The 17467-nt window shown below is 70.2% G+C and carries 15 protein-coding genes; 10 read left to right on the top strand and 5 right to left on the bottom strand.

The window, feature by feature from the left end; genetic code table 11:
* Window positions 1-11 precede the first annotated feature (11 nt).
* Window positions 12-1427, top strand: coding sequence for an ATP-binding protein (locus E5671_RS33460; protein ID WP_160507592.1), 1416 nt, complete (start codon window positions 12-14; stop codon window positions 1425-1427).
* 35 nt (window positions 1428-1462) lie between these two features.
* On the opposite strand, the gene E5671_RS33465 is transcribed toward E5671_RS33460, so the two are convergent.
* The gene (locus tag E5671_RS33465; RefSeq protein WP_160507593.1) at window positions 1463-2458 is read right to left on the bottom strand and encodes a TAXI family TRAP transporter solute-binding subunit; all 996 of its coding nucleotides are present in this window, start codon (window positions 2456-2458) and stop codon (window positions 1463-1465) included.
* 86 nt (window positions 2459-2544) lie between these two features.
* On the opposite strand from E5671_RS33465, the gene miaB reads away from it, so the two are divergent.
* Genes miaB through E5671_RS33480 form a run of 3 tightly spaced genes read left to right on the top strand, consistent with a single transcriptional unit; the run spans window position 2545 to window position 5192 of the window.
* Entirely contained in the window at window positions 2545-4065 is a 1521-nt protein-coding gene (gene miaB / locus E5671_RS33470; RefSeq protein WP_202121363.1) for a tRNA (N6-isopentenyl adenosine(37)-C2)-methylthiotransferase MiaB, read from the top strand.
* A gap of 50 nt (window positions 4066-4115) precedes the next feature.
* A complete protein-coding gene (locus tag E5671_RS33475; RefSeq protein WP_160507594.1) occupies window positions 4116-4400 on the top strand; it encodes a hypothetical protein in 285 nt (94 codons plus the stop codon).
* Between the two features lie 36 nt (window positions 4401-4436).
* The gene (locus tag E5671_RS33480; RefSeq protein ID WP_160507595.1) at window positions 4437-5192 is read left to right on the top strand and encodes a class III extradiol dioxygenase subunit B-like domain-containing protein; all 756 of its coding nucleotides are present in this window, start codon (window positions 4437-4439) and stop codon (window positions 5190-5192) included.
* A 155-nt stretch (window positions 5193-5347) separates the two neighbouring features.
* Here E5671_RS33480 and E5671_RS33485 read toward each other — a convergent pair whose 3' ends face one another.
* Window positions 5348-5701, bottom strand: coding sequence for an antitoxin (locus E5671_RS33485; RefSeq protein ID WP_160507596.1), 354 nt, complete (start codon window positions 5699-5701; stop codon window positions 5348-5350).
* A 25-nt stretch (window positions 5702-5726) separates the two neighbouring features.
* Complete coding sequence (locus E5671_RS33490; RefSeq protein WP_160507597.1) at window positions 5727-6113, bottom strand: hypothetical protein; 387 nt, start codon at window positions 6111-6113, stop codon at window positions 5727-5729.
* A 182-nt stretch (window positions 6114-6295) separates the two neighbouring features.
* On the opposite strand from E5671_RS33490, the gene miaA reads away from it, so the two are divergent.
* From miaA to hflX, 6 genes are all read left to right on the top strand, one after another.
* The gene (gene miaA, locus E5671_RS33495; protein ID WP_160507598.1) at window positions 6296-7234 is read left to right on the top strand and encodes a tRNA (adenosine(37)-N6)-dimethylallyltransferase MiaA; all 939 of its coding nucleotides are present in this window, start codon (window positions 6296-6298) and stop codon (window positions 7232-7234) included.
* 101 nt (window positions 7235-7335) lie between these two features.
* Window positions 7336-7797, top strand: coding sequence for a hypothetical protein (locus E5671_RS33500; RefSeq protein ID WP_160507599.1), 462 nt, complete (start codon window positions 7336-7338; stop codon window positions 7795-7797).
* A gap of 75 nt (window positions 7798-7872) precedes the next feature.
* Entirely contained in the window at window positions 7873-8751 is an 879-nt protein-coding gene (gene dapF / locus E5671_RS33505) for a diaminopimelate epimerase (protein WP_160507600.1), read from the top strand.
* A 142-nt stretch (window positions 8752-8893) separates the two neighbouring features.
* A complete protein-coding gene (locus E5671_RS33510) occupies window positions 8894-11053 on the top strand; it encodes a RelA/SpoT family protein (RefSeq protein ID WP_160507601.1) in 2160 nt (719 codons plus the stop codon).
* Between the two features lie 111 nt (window positions 11054-11164).
* Window positions 11165-12652 carry a M1 family metallopeptidase gene (locus E5671_RS33515; RefSeq protein WP_160507602.1) on the top strand — a complete coding sequence of 496 codons (1488 nt, stop codon included), beginning with the start codon at window positions 11165-11167 and terminating at the stop codon, window positions 12650-12652.
* Window positions 12653-12822: 170 nt separating this feature from the next.
* Window positions 12823-14322: a GTPase HflX gene (gene hflX / locus E5671_RS33520; protein ID WP_160507603.1), complete on the top strand. Its 1500-nt coding sequence runs from the start codon at window positions 12823-12825 to the stop codon at window positions 14320-14322.
* Window positions 14323-14456: 134 nt separating this feature from the next.
* On the opposite strand, the gene E5671_RS33525 is transcribed toward hflX, so the two are convergent.
* Complete coding sequence (locus E5671_RS33525; RefSeq protein ID WP_160507604.1) at window positions 14457-15671, bottom strand: trypsin-like serine peptidase; 1215 nt, start codon at window positions 15669-15671, stop codon at window positions 14457-14459.
* 223 nt (window positions 15672-15894) lie between these two features.
* Window positions 15895-17151 carry a trypsin-like serine peptidase gene (locus E5671_RS33530; RefSeq protein WP_160507605.1) on the bottom strand — a complete coding sequence of 419 codons (1257 nt, stop codon included), beginning with the start codon at window positions 17149-17151 and terminating at the stop codon, window positions 15895-15897.
* Window positions 17152-17467: the final 316 nt, after the last annotated feature.

Below are 17467 nucleotides of genomic sequence, written 5' to 3' on the forward strand. Positions count from 1 at the left end.
AGCGAGGTCAGGTGCGCTCTCGCCTCCTCCCGCTGCTCATCGTCCTCATGGCGGGTGTGCTGCTCGCGCTCGGCTTCCCGCTCGCCGTGAGCGTGGCGGCGGCGCAGCAGCAGAAGGTGGTCATCGACCGGATCGACGACACGGCGCGGTTCGCGGCGCTCGCGCAGTTCGTCACGAAACGTCCTACGGGTTCGCGCCTGCGCGACAAGGACGAACGGCGCGAAACCCTCCAGACCGAACTCGACTACTACCACGAGGTCTACGGGATCAAGGCGGGCGTCTTCTTCCGGGACCGTGAGCCCATGGCTCACGCCCCCGGAGACTGGTTCCTGCCTCCCAGGGGCGTCGAGGTGCGGGAGGCCTTCGAAGAGGCCCTCAGGTCGCGTGGGAGCCACGATCCGCGTCAGGTGTGGCCCTGGCAGCGCGGCCGGCTCGTCGTCGCGTCGCCGGTGATCAGGGACGGAGACGTCGTCGCCGTCGTCGTCACCGACTCGCCCACGGGACGCATGCGTTCGAAGACACTGCAGGGGTGGCTGCTCATCGGCGCCGGCGAGTCGGCGGCGATGCTCCTCGCCGTCGGCGCCGCGCTGCGCCTCACCGGCTGGGTGCTGCGCCCGGTACGTGTCCTGGACGCGACCACGCACGACATCGCGACCGGACGCCTCAAGTCGCGGGTCGCGGCCGCGGGCGGGCCGCCGGAGCTGAGGCGTCTGGCCCGGTCGTTCAACGAGATGGCCGACAACGTAGAGGACGTACTTGAGCAGCAGCGGGCCTTCGTCGCCGACGCCTCGCACCAACTGCGCAACCCTCTCTCCGCCCTGCTGCTCCGCATCGAGCTGCTCGCCCTCGAACTGCCCGAGGGGAACGAAGAGATCGCCTCCGTGCGCACCGAGGGCAAACGCCTCGCCCAGGTGCTCGACGACCTCCTGGGCCTCGCGCTGGCCGAGCACGCCGCGGCCGATCTGCGGCTCACCGACATCGGTGAGCTCGCGGCCGAACGCGTCGGCGCCTGGCGCCCGCTCGCCGAGGAGCACGGGGTGCGCCTGACGGGCGTCTGCCCGGCGACCACCGGGTGGGCCGACCCGGTCGCCCTGTCCAGCGCCCTGGACGCGGTGATCGACAACGCCCTCAAGTTCACGCCCGAGGGCGAGGAGGTGCGGGTGGAGGTCTCCTGGAGCGGTGAACTGACGACCATAGTGATCACGGACGGCGGCCCCGGCCTCACGGAGGACGAACTCGCCCGCATCGGCGACCGCTTCTGGCGCAGCAACCGCCATCAGAACGTGAAGGGATCGGGCCTCGGTCTGTCCATCTCGCGCGCCCTGCTCACCGCGGGCGGCGGTTCCATCGCGTACGAGCAGCACGAGCCGCACGGACTGCGGGTGACCGTCGGCGTCCCGCGCGACGATCCCGGGAACACGGCCTGACGGCCAGGGCTACGGCTTGACGGCCAGGGCTGTGGCTACGGCTTGACCGACTGGTAGTAGCGGCGCGCGCCCTCGTGCAGGTCGAGCGGGTCCGTGTAGAGCGCCGTCCGCAGGTCCACCAGCTGGGCCGCGTGCACCACGCTTCCGATGTGGTCGCGGCTGTCGATCACCGTGCGGGTCAGGCCCTCGGTCAGTTTCGGATCCGCCCGGTCCGTGGTGACCAGGAGGTTCGCCACGGCCAGGGTCGGTACGGCGTCGCTCTGCTGGGTGGCGGGATAGGCGTCGGCGGGCATCACCGCTGCCCGGTAGTAGCGGGAGGCCCCGCCCTGCTCGTGCAGCGCCTCCACCAGGGTGCCGAGCGGGACGAGGCGAATGTCGAACTCCTTGGAGAGCTCGGTCACGGTGAGCGTCGGCAGTCCGCCCGACCAGAAGAAGGCGTCGATGTCGCCCTTCTTAAGAAGATCGGGGGCCTTGTCGATACCGGCGTCCACCGGCGTGAGGTCTTTGCCGGGATCGAGGTCGGCGGCCTTGAGTACTCGTTCCGCTATCAGCCGCACGCCCGAGCGCGGCTGTCCCACGGCCACCTTCTTGCCCCGCAGGTCCTGTGGCTTGCCGATGTCCGACGAGCGCCGGACGACGAGCTGGACGTAGTCGTCGTACAGCCGCGCACAGCCCCGCAGCCGGTCCGCGCCCGCACGCCCCTCCAGGCGGTACTTCTCGACGGCGTCGGCGGCCGCGATGGTGAAATCGGCCTTCCCCGTGGCCACCCGCTCGACGTTCTGCTGCGACCCCTCGCTGTTGAGCAGCTCGACGTCCACCTTGGGCATGTCATGGGAGACCGCGGTCCGCAGGAGCTTGCCGTACCGCTCGTACACGGCGTTCTTCACGCCCGTGCTGAACGTCATCCGGCCACCCGGGGAGTCGTCGCCCGCCGGAACGAGCCACCACATCAGGAGCCCGAAGACCACGAGGGCGGCCGCCGCACCCTGGAGTGCGCGGCGCCTGCTGATGTGGGGGAGTGCCTGGAGCATGCGCGCGATCCTGCCAGGCCACTCGCTGTAATGGCCAGGCCCGAGCTCCCGGCGGGGACACTCCCGCGACCGCCTACCCTTGTCACATGAGCAGCGGCGACCGGGGACAGGCAGTGGGCGTTAAAGGAACGTACGAGGTACGCACTTACGGGTGCCAGATGAACGTCCACGATTCGGAGCGTCTCTCCGGTCTCCTCGAGGGCGCCGGATACGAACGCGCGCCCGAGGGCTCGGACGGCGACGCCGACGTGGTCGTCTTCAACACGTGCGCCGTCAGGGAGAACGCCGACAACCGTCTGTACGGGAACCTCGGCCGCCTGGCGCCGATGAAGACCAAGCGGCCCGGCATGCAGATCGCCGTCGGCGGCTGCCTGGCCCAGAAGGACCGCGACACCATCGTCAAGAAGGCCCCCTGGGTCGACGTCGTCTTCGGCACCCACAACATCGGCAAGCTGCCGGTGCTCCTGGAGCGGGCCCGCGTCCAGGAAGAGGCCCAGGTCGAGATCGCCGAGTCCCTCGAGGCGTTCCCCTCGACGCTGCCCACACGCCGCGAGAGCGCGTACGCGGCATGGGTGTCCATCTCCGTGGGCTGCAACAACACCTGCACGTTCTGCATCGTGCCCGCTCTGCGCGGCAAGGAGAAGGACCGCAGGACCGGCGACATCCTCGCCGAGATCGAGGCGCTCGTCGCCGAGGGCGTCTCCGAGATCACCCTGCTCGGCCAGAACGTGAACGCGTACGGCTCGGACATCGGCGACCGCGAGGCCTTCAGCAAGCTCCTGCGGGCCTGCGGGAAGATCGAGGGCCTGGAGCGCGTGCGCTTCACGTCCCCGCACCCGCGCGACTTCACGGACGACGTGATCGCCGCCATGGCCGAGACCCCGAACGTCATGCCGCAGCTGCACATGCCGCTCCAGTCGGGCTCGGACCCGATCCTGAAGGCGATGCGCCGCTCGTACCGCCAGGACCGCTTCCTCGGCATCATCGAGAAGGTCCGCGCCGCCATGCCCGAGGCCGCGATCACCACCGACATCATCGTCGGCTTCCCCGGGGAGACCGAGGAGGACTTCGAGCAGACGATGCACGTGGTCCGCGAGGCCCGCTTCGCCAACGCCTTCACCTTCCAGTACTCCAAGCGCCCCGGCACGCCCGCGGCCACCATGGAGGGGCAGATCCCCAAGGAGGTCGTGCAGGCCCGCTACATGCGCCTGTCCGCCCTCCAGGAGGAGATCGCCTGGGACGAGAACAAGAAGCAGGTCGGCAGGACCCTCGACCTGATGGTGGCCGAGGGCGAGGGCCGCAAGGACGGCGCCACCCACCGCCTCTCGGGACGCGCCCCCGACAACCGCCTGGTCCACTTCACCAAGCCGGACGCTGAGGTCCGCCCCGGTGACGTCGTGACGGTGGAGATCACGTACGCGGCGCCGCACCACCTGCTCGCCGAGGGCCCCGTCCTGAACGTGCGCCCCACGCGCGCGGGTGACGCCTGGGAGAAGCGCAACACCGAGGCGGCCGCCAAGCCCGCGGGCGTGATGCTCGGACTGCCGCAGGTGGGCGCCCCGGAGCCGCTGCCGGTGGCCACCACAGGCGGGTGCGCGCTCGACTGACCGGGGCGAGCGGACAACGGGCGGGCAGTCGGACAACGGGGGACGGGCTGATGGCGCGCTGGGCGCTGATGATGGAGAACCCGCCGGGGCCGGGGGCATGGCATCTGTTCGAGCTGATGGCCACGGTGGACGGCACGCATGAGGAAGCGGTGGAGCGGTTCGCGGAGTTCGTCCGCCTGTACCGCCCGAAGCACCCGCGCTATCCCGTACGGATGCGCCGCTACCGCACGGCCGACGGCTGGATGGTGATCGGCGACGGTTCGTCCGGGGGCTCGTTCCCGTACCGCTTCTCGATCTCCGAGCTGGAGTGGGACTCGGGCCCGATCTCCTACTAGCGCGCGCTCCAGCTCGCGCCCGTTACGCTGCGGATCATGCTTGTCGCCGCAGCCGTCTGCCCCTGCCCGCCCCTGCTCGTCCCCGAGGTCGCCGCGGGCGCTGCGCCCGAACTGGACGCCGCGCGCGCCGCGTGCACGGACGCCATCGGGGTGCTCGCCGCCTCACGGCCCGACCGGCTCGTCGTGGTCGGCCCCGCCGAGCAGAGCAGACGCGGCCCGCATCCGCAGGGCGCCCGCGGGACTTTCCGCGGGTTCGGCGTGGACCTGGACGTGCGACTGGGACGTTCCGACGCCGACGGTTCGGTCGGTACGGGCGGTGCGGGCGGGTCCCTCGCGGATGCGGCGGAGGGCGAACTTCCGCCGTCGCTCGCCGTCGCCGCCTGGCTGCTCGACCGTACGGAATGGTCTGCGGCCCCGCTGGAAGGTCTCGGGGTGGGGGAACCTCTCGCGGCCGAGCGGTGTATTCAAGTCGGAGGGGAGATCGCGGCGCGGGCCGACCGGGTGGCCCTGCTGGTGATGGGCGACGCCAGCGCGTGCCGCACGCTGAAGGCGCCCGGCTATCTCGACGAGCGGGCGGCAGGGTTCGACGCGGAGGTCGCCCGTGCGCTGGGGGCGGCGGACGTCGAGGGGCTCAAGGCGCTGGACGAGGATCTGGCGTACGAACTGAAGGCGGCGGGCCGGGCACCGTGGCAGGTGCTCGCGGGCGCGGCCGAGGGAGGGGGCCTGAGCGGCGAGCTGCTCTACGAGGACGCTCCGTACGGCGTCGGGTATTTGGTGGCCGCCTGGTCGTAGCGGCTTAGGCCTCTTGTGCGGCTCGCGTGGCCTGAGCGGCCTGAGCGGCCTGACGGAGGCGTCCACGCGCGCTGCCGACGCACGGCGACGGCCGCGGAGCTGGTGGCGCTCCGCGGCCGTCCGCCGGGGTCGTTCGACCGGTGACGCGGGGTGATTCAGGGTGCCGGAGGGGGCGTGGGCGGGGTCGTGCCACCCGCGGGTGGGGTCGTGCCACCCGTGGGCGGAGTGGTGCCACCCCCGGGCGGAGTGGTGCCGCCTGTGGGCGGGGTGGTGCCGCCACCCGTGTCCTTGCCCTCGTCGGGCGTCCCGGCGAGGCGGTCCACGGCATCCTTCGCCTTGCCCGTCCCCGTCTGGATCTTGTCGCTGTACTTGCCCTTGGTCTTCTCGTCGACCACCTTCGCGGCCTTGTCGAGACCTTGGTCGATCTTGTCCCCGTGCTGCTGCGCGAGGCCCGCGACCTTGTCCTTCGCCGGGGCGAGCTTGTCTTTCAGGTTCTGCAGGAAGCCCATCGGTTGCCTTCCCTCGCTGGGAGAGTCACTTGCGGGCGCCTTCGTCGGCTTCGTCGTTGTCGGGGGCCTTCTCCGCGGACTGCTGCTTCGGGATGTCCACGTTCTCCGCGGCAGCCGCTTCGGTGTCTTCCGACTTGTCCTCGGTCTCGGTCTCGGTCTCCGTCTTGGCCTCGGCGTCGGCTTCAGCCTCGGCCTTCCCTTCGGCCTTCGTCTCGGTCTCAGCCTGGGCCCCGGTCTCAGCCTTGGGCTCGTCGGTGGCGGCTTCGGCCTTGGCCTCTTCCTTGCTGGAGTCGGCCTCGGGGGACTCCCCGGCCGCTTCCGCCTCGGCCGTCAGGGTGCTGGCTGCCGCCTCGGCTGTTGACGCCTCTTCCGTGTCCTTGGACTTCCTGCGGAACCGTGCAAAAACGCCCATATCTACTCCATACGGTACTCGTGTGGGCGAAATCCCGCGCCGCCCGGTGCGCCCTGTTGCGCCACCCGGGTCGCCGATCCTCGAAACCGGCGGCCGGAACCTCGCAACAGGCAACGACCCCGGAGGTGTGGCGTCACGTAGCTCGTTCGGGAAGTGGTCGCGGGATTTGCGAGACTGGGGCGGTGAGTAGAGCAGCTCCCGCACCGCGGGTCATCGCCGTCGTCGGGCCGACCGCGGCAGGAAAGTCCGATCTGGGCGTTTTTCTCGCCCAGCGTCTCGGCGGCGAAGTCGTCAACGCCGACTCCATGCAGCTCTACAGAGGGATGGACATCGGGACCGCCAAGCTGACGCTCGAAGAGCGTGAGGGAGTGCCGCACCACCTCCTCGACATCTGGGACGTCACGGAGGCGGCGAGCGTCGCCGAGTACCAGAAGCTGGCGCGAGCCGAAATCGACCGCCTCCTCGCCGACGGACGCTGGCCGATCCTGGTCGGTGGCTCCGGGCTCTACGTCAGGGGAGCCGTCGACCACCTGGAGTTCCCCGGTACCGACCCGGAAGTGCGGGCCCGCCTTGAGGAAGAACTCGCGCTCCACGGCTCCGGCGCGCTCCATGCCCGCCTCGCCGCCGCCGACCCCGGAGCGGGCCAGGCCATCCTGCCCAGCAACGGCCGCCGCATCGTCCGCGCCCTTGAGGTCATCGAGATCACCGGAAAGCCCTTCACCGCCAACCTCCCCGGCCACGACTCCGTCTACGACACTGTCCAGATCGGCGTCGATGTCGGCCGCCCCGAGCTCGACGAACGCATCGCCACGCGCGTGGACCGCATGTGGGACGCCGGTCTCGTCGACGAGGTGCGCGCCCTGGAGGCCGTGGGGCTCCGTGAGGGGCGTACGGCTTCACGTGCGCTCGGGTACCAGCAGGTGCTCGCGGCGCTCGCGGGGGAGTGCACCGACGACGAGGCGCGCGCGGAGACCGTGCGCGCGACCAAGCGTTTCGCGCGCCGTCAGGACTCGTGGTTCCGCCGCGATCCCCGGGTGCACTGGCTCAGTGGCGCCATGACCGATCGAGGGGAACTCCCAGGACGTGCAATGGCGTTGGTCGAACGAGCGGTCACAGCCTGATCACGTGATGGCATCGGGACGCTCCGGCGGTCATCCCGGCCCCTGACGCCGTGCCATCATCGACCATCGATCGACCAGTGGAGTCCGAAGTAGGAGGGCGGATGGCGATGGAGGCCGGCCCTCGTGACACCGCGCATGACGGCGGCGAGCTGACCCCGGACGGCCCTGACGGGCCGCCGGACGGCGTGACCGACGACGGTCCCGTCGCGGACGCGATGGCCGCGGCGGAGGTCGAGGTCGAACTGCGCCCGCAGCGCCGTCTGCGCATCTGGCAGCTCGCGCCGATCGTCATCCTCGCCGCCGCCGGATCGCTGATGTTCGCCTTCCCGCTGGCCTTCGAGTTCGGGGACGGCGGCGCCGTCGTCGCCATGCTCGGACTCCTGATCAGCAGCTGCGCCGCGGGCTGGGGCATGATGGCCGCGCGCCGCGTGGGGCACACCTGGCCGGGACTGCCGGAGCGCGGTTCCGGAGCCCGCCCGGACTGGCGGATCGTCTCCGCGTACGCCCTGGTGTTCCTCGCCGTCGCCGTCCTCGCCGTGTGGCGGGTCGCGCGCCTTCGCTGACGGCGTTGTACGAGGTCAGAGCCCTGGCGGGCACCTTGACGACTGACTGTCCGCGGCACCCCGTACGATCGAGGAATGAGCACGCGGATCGCCTTCCTCAAGGGGCACGGGACCGAGAACGACTTCGTGATCATCCCTGACCCCGAGAACGCCATCGAGCTGTCCCCGGCCGCTGTCGCCGCCCTGTGCGACCGCCGTGCGGGCATCGGGGGCGACGGCCTGCTGCACGTCGTGCGTACGACGGCTCACCCCGAGGTACGCCATCTGGCCGCCGAGGCCGAGTGGTTCATGGACTACCGCAACGGCGACGGTTCGATCGCCGAGATGTGCGGCAACGGCGTGCGCGTCTTCGCCCGCTATCTGCAGCGCGCCGGACTGGTGGGCGAGGGCGATCTGGCCGTCGCGACCCGTGGCGGCGTGAAGACCGTGCACATCGCCAAGGCCGCGGCCGGCGGGGACGTCACCGTCGGCATGGGCAAGGCGTCCTTCCCCGAAGGTGACGTCGAGGTCTCCGTGGCGGACCACCACTGGCCCGCGCGCAACGTGAACATGGGCAACCCGCACGCGGTCGCCTTCATCGACGACCTGGCCCACGCGGGCAACCTGTACGACGCGCCGCCATTCAGTCCCGCTTCGGCCTACCCGGACGGTGTGAACGTCGAGTTCGTCGTCGACCGTGGCCCTCGTCACGTCGCCATGCGGGTGCACGAGCGCGGCGCCGGCGAGACTCGCTCGTGCGGCACGGGCGCGTGCGCCGTGGCCGTCGCGGCGGCCCGCAGGGACGGGGCGGACCCCGCCACGACCGGTTCGCCGGTCACGTACACCGTCGATCTGCCTGGTGGGAGCCTGGTGATCACCGAGCGGCCCGACGGCGAGATCGAAATGACGGGCCCCGCGGTGATCGTCGCCGAAGGCGAGATCGACGCGGAATGGCTCGAAACTGTAAACCCGTGAACTGTCGCTCGAATGGGTGATCCGTTTCACGCTCGGCGAGAGGCGGTCAGCGGCGCGTGATGGGCTCGGTAGCATCAAGCACCGGCCCGGACGGAGCACGCCGTCGTCCGCCCACCGCCGGTCGGAGCAGCCGGAGGTGCCCATGAGTGCGGAGGCTACAAACCCTGCGATGTCAGGCCCCGTGACGCCCGCAGCGCAGCGCAGGCGCGGCCGCCCACGGCTTGACCTGCGCAGGCTCGGCCGGGCAGCCCTGTTGGGGTCCGGCACCCGGGACCGGTTGCCGGACGCCATCGGCCATGTGGCGGAAGCCCATCGCGCCCACTACCCGGACGCGGACCTGGAGCCGCTGCGGCGTGCGTGGGTCCTGGCGGAGTCATCCCACCGCGGCCAGATGCGCAAGAGCGGTGAGCCGTACATCACACACCCGCTCGCGGTGACCCTGATCCTCGCCCAACTGGGCGCCGAGATCACGACCTTGACCGCCTCCCTGCTCCACGACACCGTCGAGGACACGGATGTGACGCTCGATCAGGTGCGTACGGAATTCGGCGACGACGTCTGCTATCTGGTCGACGGCGTCACGAAGCTGGAGAAGGTCGACTACGGAGCCGCCGCCGAGCCCGAGACCTTCCGCAAGATGCTCGTGGCCACCGGCAACGACGTACGCGTCATGTCGATCAAGCTGGCCGACCGCCTGCACAACATGCGCACGCTCGGCGTCATGCGCCCCGAGAAACAGGCACGGATCGCCAAGGTGACACGTGACGTGCTCATTCCGCTCGCCGAACGCCTCGGCGTGCAGGCGCTCAAGACCGAGCTGGAGGACCTCGTATTCGCGATCCTCCACCCGGAGGAGTACGCCCGGGTCCAAGAGCTGATCGCGGCCAACGCCGTGGGCGGCGGCGACCCGCTGGAGGGGACGGCGGACGACGTCCGGGCGGTGCTGCGCGAGGCGGGCATCGCGGCCGAAGTCCTCATCAGGCCACGGCACTACGTCTCGGTCCACCGGGTGCACCGCAAACGCGGCGAGATGCGCGCGGCCGACTTCGGACGGCTCCTGGTCCTGGTGAACGAGGACGCGGACTGTTACGGCGTCCTCGGAGAGCTGCACACGTGCTTCACGCCGGTGGTCTCGGAGTTCAAGGACTTCATCGCCGTACCGAAGTTCAACCTCTACCAGTCGCTGCACACGGCGGTGGCCCGCCCGGACGGGGAGGTCGCCGAAGTCCTCATCCGCACGTACCAGATGCACAAGGTGGCCGAGGCCGGCGTCGTCGCGTTGCGCAATCCGTACGCTCCTCCTTCGGAGGAGCAGTCCGATGCCGGTCCCGACGCCTCTTCGGACGACGCCGTGGAGGGTGAGCGCGCCGACCCGACCCGGCCCGGCTGGCTCTCCCGCCTGCTCGACTGGCAGGAGGCGGCGCCCGACCCCGACACGTTCTGGTCCACGCTCCGCGAAGACCTCGCCCAGGACCGCGAGATCGCCGTCTTCCGCCCCGACGGCGGCACGCTCGGCCTGCCCGCCGGTGCGAGCTGCGTGGACGCCGCCTACGCCCAGTACGGCGAGGACGCCCACGCCTGCATCGGCGCACGTGTCAACGGCCGCCTGGCCACGCTGAGCACGGTCCTGCGGGACGGCGACACGGTCCAGCTGCTCATGGGACAGGACGCGGCGTCCGGGCCATCGCGCGAGTGGCTCGACCACGCGCGCACGCCCGGCGCTCGGATCGCCATCCGGCGCTGGCTCACGACCCACCCCACGCCCGCCTCGGCACCCCCGGCGTCGCCCCCGGAGAAGACGGCCCCCGCGCCCCTGCCGCAGGCCTCCGACTTCCCGCGCCCCGCCGCGGCGAACGCCGTGGTGGACAGGGAAGGCGCGAGCGTACGACTCGCCGGCTGCTGTACGCCCGTGCCGCCCGACGAGGTGACCGCCTTCGCCGTGCGCGGCGGGGTCGTCACCGTGCACCGCGTCGAGTGTCCCGCCGTCGCGCGCATGAAGGAGGTGGGGCGTGCGGAGGTAGGAGTGCGCTGGGGAGACAGCGCGGAGTGCCGGGTCACGCTGATCGCCGAGTCGTTCGGGCGGGCGCATCTGCTGGCCGACCTCACGGAAGCCATCGCCCTGGAGGGCGTCGAGGTCATGTCGGCGACCGTCGAGCCGCCGAGCCAGCAGCGCGTGCGCCACACGTACACGCTGCAACTGCCGGACGCGGCCCACCTGCCGGGGCTGATGCGTGCGATGCGTGCGGTGCCCGGGGTGTACGACGTCAGCCGTGCCCAGCACCCGGCGGCGGCGACTTCGTAGTTGACGGTTATCGGGCGTCAGCGTCGCCTCGGCCCCCTGCCTGCGACTCGTTCGAGTGGCATGGCGCGCGCCGACACCGGTGCGGAAGGCGCGCGCTGATAGCGGTAGTTCATGCTGCTCACCCCCCGGGTCAAGGCCTCGCGGCCGAGGACTCTCCGCATCGCGACCACGCTCCTGGCCGCGGCCACCTCCGCCACCCTTCTCGCCGCGAGTGCGCCGTCACCGGCCAGACCGCTCGGCATCGGCGACCGGCTCTTCCCGCACCTGGGCAACCCCGGGTACGACGTCATGGCGTACGACATCGCCTTCACGTACCACGGCGACAACAAGAAGCCGCTCGATGCCGTGACGGTGATCGACGCCCGTACGAGCGCCCCGCTGAGGCGCGTCAACCTCGACTTCGCCCACGGTAAGGTCCGCTCAGTCGCCGTCAACGGCGCTCCAGCCCGCTTCGAGACCACCGGTGAGGACCTGGTCGTCACGCCGTCACGGCCGCTGAGCCGGGACGAGCAGATGCGGATCACCGTCCGGCACACCAGTGATCCCCGGCCCACGAAGAACAAGGACGGCGGCTGGGTGCCCACCGCCGACGGGCTCGCCATGGCCAACCAGGCCGACGCCGGGCACCGCGTGTTCCCGTCGAACGACCACCCCTCCGACAAGGCGCGGTTCACCTTCCGCGTCACCACCCCGAAGGGGCTCACCGCCGTCGCCAACGGTCTGCCCGTCGCGACGGCGCACACCGGGGCCACCACGACGCGGGCCTTCCGCACCCGCCACCCCATGGCGACGGAACTGGCGCAGGTGTCCATCGGCCGCTCCACCGTGGTGCACCGCTCCGGGCCGCACGGCCTCCCCGTACGCGATGTGGTGCCCACCAAGGACCGCAAGGCTATGGAGCGCTGGCTGAAGAAGACGCCGGACCAGATCGGCTGGATGGAGGAGAAGGTCGGCCGCTACCCCTTCGAGACGTACGGCGTGCTGATGGCGCAGGCACAGACCGGCTTCGAACTCGAGACGCAGACCCTCTCCCTCTTCGAGAGCGATCTGTTCAAGCGGCCCGAGTTCCCCGAGTGGTACGTGGACTCGATCATGGTGCATGAGCTTGCGCACCAGTGGTTCGGCGACAGCGTGAGCCCGAGCTCCTGGTCCGATCTCTGGCTCAACGAAGGGCACGCCACCTGGTACGAGGCCCTCTTCGCCGAGGAGAAGTCGAAGAAGCCCCTCCAGAAGCGGATGCGTGAGGCCTACCGGCAGTCGGACGGCTGGCGCGCCGCGGGCGGACCGCCGGCCGCGCCGAAGGGCCCCGCACCGGGCCAGAAGATCAGCATCTTCCGCCCGGTGGTGTACGACGGCAGCGCGCTGGTGCTCTACGCACTGCGGCAGGAGATCGGGCACGACAACTTCGACCGCCTCGAGCGTGACTTCGTGCGCACCTACCGGGACGGGAACGCGACGACCGCGGACTTCGTGCGGCTCGCCTCGTCGACCGCGGGCCGTGATCTGAGCGGTTTCTTCGACGCCTGGCTGTACGGCGCGAAGACGCCGCCGATGCCGGGCCATCCGGACTGGCGTAAGGCGGCTCCCGCCCGGAAATAACCCACGTGACGAGACGGGCCGTTCCGTGCAACCATCTTCAGGTCGGCGCCGCTGCGGGTCCGGGAAAACCCTTCGGGGTGATCTCAGGGCTCCCGCCGGCCGGCCCGGGGAATCTCGGGGCGGCCCCGAGCGTTCAACCCTATGACGAATCCCATCGACGTAAGGATCCAATGACCTCCTCTTCTTCCCCTTCCCAGGACGCGCAGAGCCTCGCGCAGAACTACCCCGAAGGTCTTCGGGCCGATGCCCTGATGGAAGAGGACGTCGCCTGGAGCCACGGACACGACGGAGAGCGGGACGGCGAACAGTTCGACCGCTCCGAGCGCGCGGCCCTGCGCCGCGTCGCCGGCCTCTCCACCGAGCTCGAGGACGTCACCGAAGTCGAGTACCGACAGCTCCGTCTGGAGCGAGTGGTGCTGGTCGGCGTGTGGACCTCGGGCACAGTGCAGGACGCGGAGAACTCCGTCGCCGAGCTGGCCGCCCTCGCCGAGACGGCGGGCGCGCTCGTGCTGGACGGCGTCATTCAGCGCCGCGACAAGCCCGACCCGGCGACGTACATCGGATCCGGCAAGGCCCAGGAGCTGCGTGACATCGTCCTCGAGACCGGGGCCGACACCGTCGTCTGTGACGGTGAGCTGAGCCCTGGCCAGCTGATTCACCTCGAAGACGTCGTCAAGGTCAAGGTGGTCGACAGGACCGCCCTGATCCTCGACATCTTCGCCCAGCACGCCAAGTCCCGAGAGGGCAAGGCGCAGGTCGCCCTTGCCCAGATGCAGTACATGCTCCCGCGCCTCCGAGGCTGGGGTCAGTCGCTCTCCCGCCAGATGGGCGGCGGCGGATCCAGCGGTGGCGGCGGCATGGCGACACGTGGTCCCGGTGAGACCAAGATCGAGACGGACCGCCGTCGGATCCGCGAGAAGATGGCGAAGATGCGCCGGGAGATCGCGGAGATGAAGACGGGCCGCGAGATCAAGCGCCAGGAGCGCAAGCGCAACAAGGTGCCTTCGGTCGCGATCGCCGGTTACACGAACGCGGGCAAGTCCTCCCTGCTCAACCGCCTCACGGGCGCGGGCGTCCTGGTGGAGAACGCCCTGTTCGCCACCCTCGACCCGACCGTGCGCCGGGCCGAGACGCCGAGCGGCCGGATCTACACCCTGGCCGACACCGTCGGGTTCGTACGGCATCTGCCGCACCACCTCGTCGAGGCGTTCCGCTCCACGATGGAGGAGGTCGGCGAGTCCGACCTGATCCTGCACGTGGTGGACGGTTCGCACCCGGTGCCGGAGGAGCAGCTGGCCGCCGTGCGCGAGGTGATCCGCGATGTGGGCGCGACCGACGTGCCCGAGATCGTGATCGTCAACAAGGCGGACGCGGCCGATCCGCTGGTCCTCCAGCGGCTGCTGCGCAACGAGAAGCACGCGATCGCGGTCTCCGCGCGCACGGGCGCGGGCATCGAAGAGCTGCTCGCGCTGATCGACGCCGAACTGCCGCGGCCCAAGGTCGAGATCGAGGCCCTCGTGCCGTACACGCAGGGCCAGCTCATCTCGCGGGCGCACGCCGAGGGCGAGGTGCTCTCCGAGGAGCACACCGCCGAGGGCACGCTGCTCAAGGCGCGAGTGCACGAGGAACTGGCGGCGGACCTCACGCCGTACGTCCCCGTCGCCGGCTGAACGCAGCACCGGACAGGCGTGGTTCACGCGGTTCAGTGGTTCACGCGGTCCACATGACGAAGGCCCGCCCCCTCTCGTAGGGGGCGGGCCTTCGCCGCGTCAGGTGCGAGGTGCGGGGGTCGCCCGCCGTGCGGCTACTTGGAGCCGTACTTCTTGCTCATCATGTCGTAGACCTGCTCGGCGCCCTTGCCCAGCTGCGGTCCGGCCAGCCAGGTGTTCTCGGCCGGGCCGATCGAGGTGTTCGAGACCAGCTGGGTCTTGTCGCCCACCATCCGGAACCACCCGCCACCGGACGAACCGCCGGTCATGGTGCAGCCGATGCGGTACATCGTCGGCTGGGTGGAGGTCAGCGAGAGGCGGCCCGGCTTGTCGATGCACTTGTGCATGATCTGGCCGTTGTACGGGGGAGCGGCGGGGTAGCCCCAGGCGCCCATCGAGCTCACGCTCTGCGCCGCCGGAGTCGAGAAGTCGACCTCGAGCGCGTTGCCGACCGTCTCCTCGAGGGACTTGGAGCCCTGCTCCGGCTTCACGTGCATCACGGCGTAGTCGTACGGCGCACCGGCGCCGCCCGAAGCCGCGCCCTGGTCGATCCACTCGGCGGAGGTCGAGACCCAGTCGGCCCAGTACTGGCCGTAGGGGGCGACTTCCTGCGGGGCGGCGTTGCTCAGCTCGGCCTCGGACTTGCCGAGGTCGTTGTAGGCAGGCACGAAGGTGATGTTGCGGTACCAGCCACCGGCGGAACCGGCGTGCACGCAGTGGCCCGCGGTCCACACGAGGTTGGACTTGCCCGGGTTGCGCGGGTCTTTCACGACCGTGCCGGAGCAGACCATCGAGCCCTCGGGGGCGTCGAAGAAGATCTTGCCGACCGGGGCGGCGTTCTCGTGGTACGGCGTCTTCTCGCGCTTCGCCTGGACCGGCGACGGCTCGGGGTCCGTCGCGCCCTGGTCCGAGGGGGCGTCCTTCGCGGCGATGGTCTTCTTCGGGTCCTTGGCGTCCTTCATCCGCTCGGGCTTCCAGAGCCCTTCGATGACCGGGTTGACGAAGTCCTTGGCCTCGCGGAGCCATTCACCCTTTTCGAAGTTCTTCCAGCCACCGTCCTTCCACTTGTCCGGGTCGATGCCGTGGTCCTTCAGCTTGTCGGCGAGGTCGCCGGGCAGCTTGGCATCGGAGCCGGTGTCGGAACCCTTGTCGGCGCCCTGAGAGGTGCCGGAACCAGCCTTGTCGCTGGCCTTGTCGTCGCTGGGACCGCAGGCCGTGGCGGTGAGTGCCAGAGTCGCGGCGAGCCCGGTGGCGGCGAGTGCGAGACGCCGCCCGCGACTGCGCGCGAAGGGCGCACGAGTGGAACGCATGGTGCTGTAACCCCCGAATTGAACGTGTGATTGCTGCACTTGATTGCTGCAATTGCCATGTACTTGTCATGTGTCGGCGTGGAGGCTCCGGGAGCGCCCCGCCGACGCAACACCTCACTATGCCTGTGTGTTTGGGGACGAATGACGGCGGGGTCGTGAAGATTTCCGGCGACCCCGCCGTCGTACATCAGGCGACTTCTACTGGTCGTGCATCAAGTGACTTCTACTGGTCGGCGAACTTCTTGCTCACCGCGCCGTAGATGCCCTTGGCTTCCTTGCCGAGCCGGGGTCCGGCCAGCCAGCCGGCCGTCACCGGGCCGATGGAGGTGTTGGAGACCAGGGCGGGCTCGCCGTCCGAGCCCTCGGCGACCCAGCCGCCGCCGGACGAACCGCCGGTCATCGTGCAGCCGATGCGGTACATCGTCGGGTCGGGCTTGCTGATCGAGAGCCGGCCCGGCTTGTCGGCGCACTGGAAGGCCTTCTGGCCGTCGAACGGCGGAGCCGCCGGGTAGCCGGTCGCCGTCATGTCGGCGATCTGCGGCACGGCCGGGGCGTTGAAGTCCACCGGGAGCGCGGAACCGACCTGCTCCTCAAGGGACTTGCCCTCGCTGCCCTTCTCGGGCGTCACGTGGATGACCGCGAAGTCGTACGGCGCGCCCTTGCCGCCCGTCGGGCCACCCTGCTCGATCCACTGGTCGGAGGTCTGCGCCCAGTCGCCCCACCAGACGCCGTGCGGAGCGACTTCTTCCTTGGGGGCGTTCTGCAGCTCGGCTGCCGACTTGCCACTGTTGTTGTACGAGGGCACGAAGGCGATGTTGCGGTACCAGCCGCCATCCGCTCCGGCGTGCACACAGTGACCCGCGGTCCACACCATGTTGGACTTGCCCGGGTGCGCCGGGTCCTTCACGACGGTGGCGGAGCAGACCATCGAGCCATCGGGGCCGTCGAAGAACAGCTTGCCCGACTCGGGAACGCTGGCGTCGTACGGCGCCTTCAGGGCTGCCGCTTCCACCGGCTCGGGCGTCGGGTCGGTCACGCCCTGGTCACCGGAGATGTCGTTGTCGTCGACACCGCGGTCGGGGTTCTTGTCGGCGTCGCGCATGCGGTCCGAGTCCCACAGGCCCTCGATGATCGGGTTGACGTAGTCGCCGGCCTCGCGGAGCCAGTCGTCCTTGTCGAACTTCTTCCAGGCCCCGCCCTTCCACTTGTCCAGGTCGATGCCGTGCTCCTTGAGCCGGTCCTGGATGTCCTGCGGAATCTCGACCTTGCCGTCGTCGTTGCCGCCGTTGCCGTTGCCGTTGCCGTCGTCCGCGGGCTGGGAGGCGGACGGATCGTCGCCCGCGTTGTCCTCGCTCGGGCCACAGGCCGTCGCGGTCAGAACGAGCGCCGCGCCGATGGCGACAGCGGCCGCCACAGGGGAGGTTCTGCCGCGCGCGCTCCTCCCACGACGAGCGGTATTGAGCGGGCGTATGGGTCGCATAGAGAGATTCCCCCTGGGCTTCGAGATCGTTCACATGCCGGACACCGAGTGCCGCACGGTGCGTTGAGCACCGTACTTCCGTGGCGCTGCACACCCTGCTGCGGATGAACGGCACCTCACACTATGCCGGTGCCGTAGGGGACTGCCGACGGAACGGCAACGGTTCCGTCACGGCAAGGATCTTCCGATTACCCGTGTTCCCCCGCGGCCCTCGTCGTTGGTACGTACGGGGGACTGGCTGCCTGCGTTCATCTCCCCTGCCAACTCGTCGGCGCGCTAGCCCAGATCGAGTGGGAAGCGCCCATTCCCAGCGGGA

It is taken from the genome of Streptomyces sp. BA2 (genome assembly GCF_009769735.1).
In the GTDB taxonomy this organism is placed as follows: Bacteria; Actinomycetota; Actinomycetes; order Streptomycetales; family Streptomycetaceae; genus Streptomyces.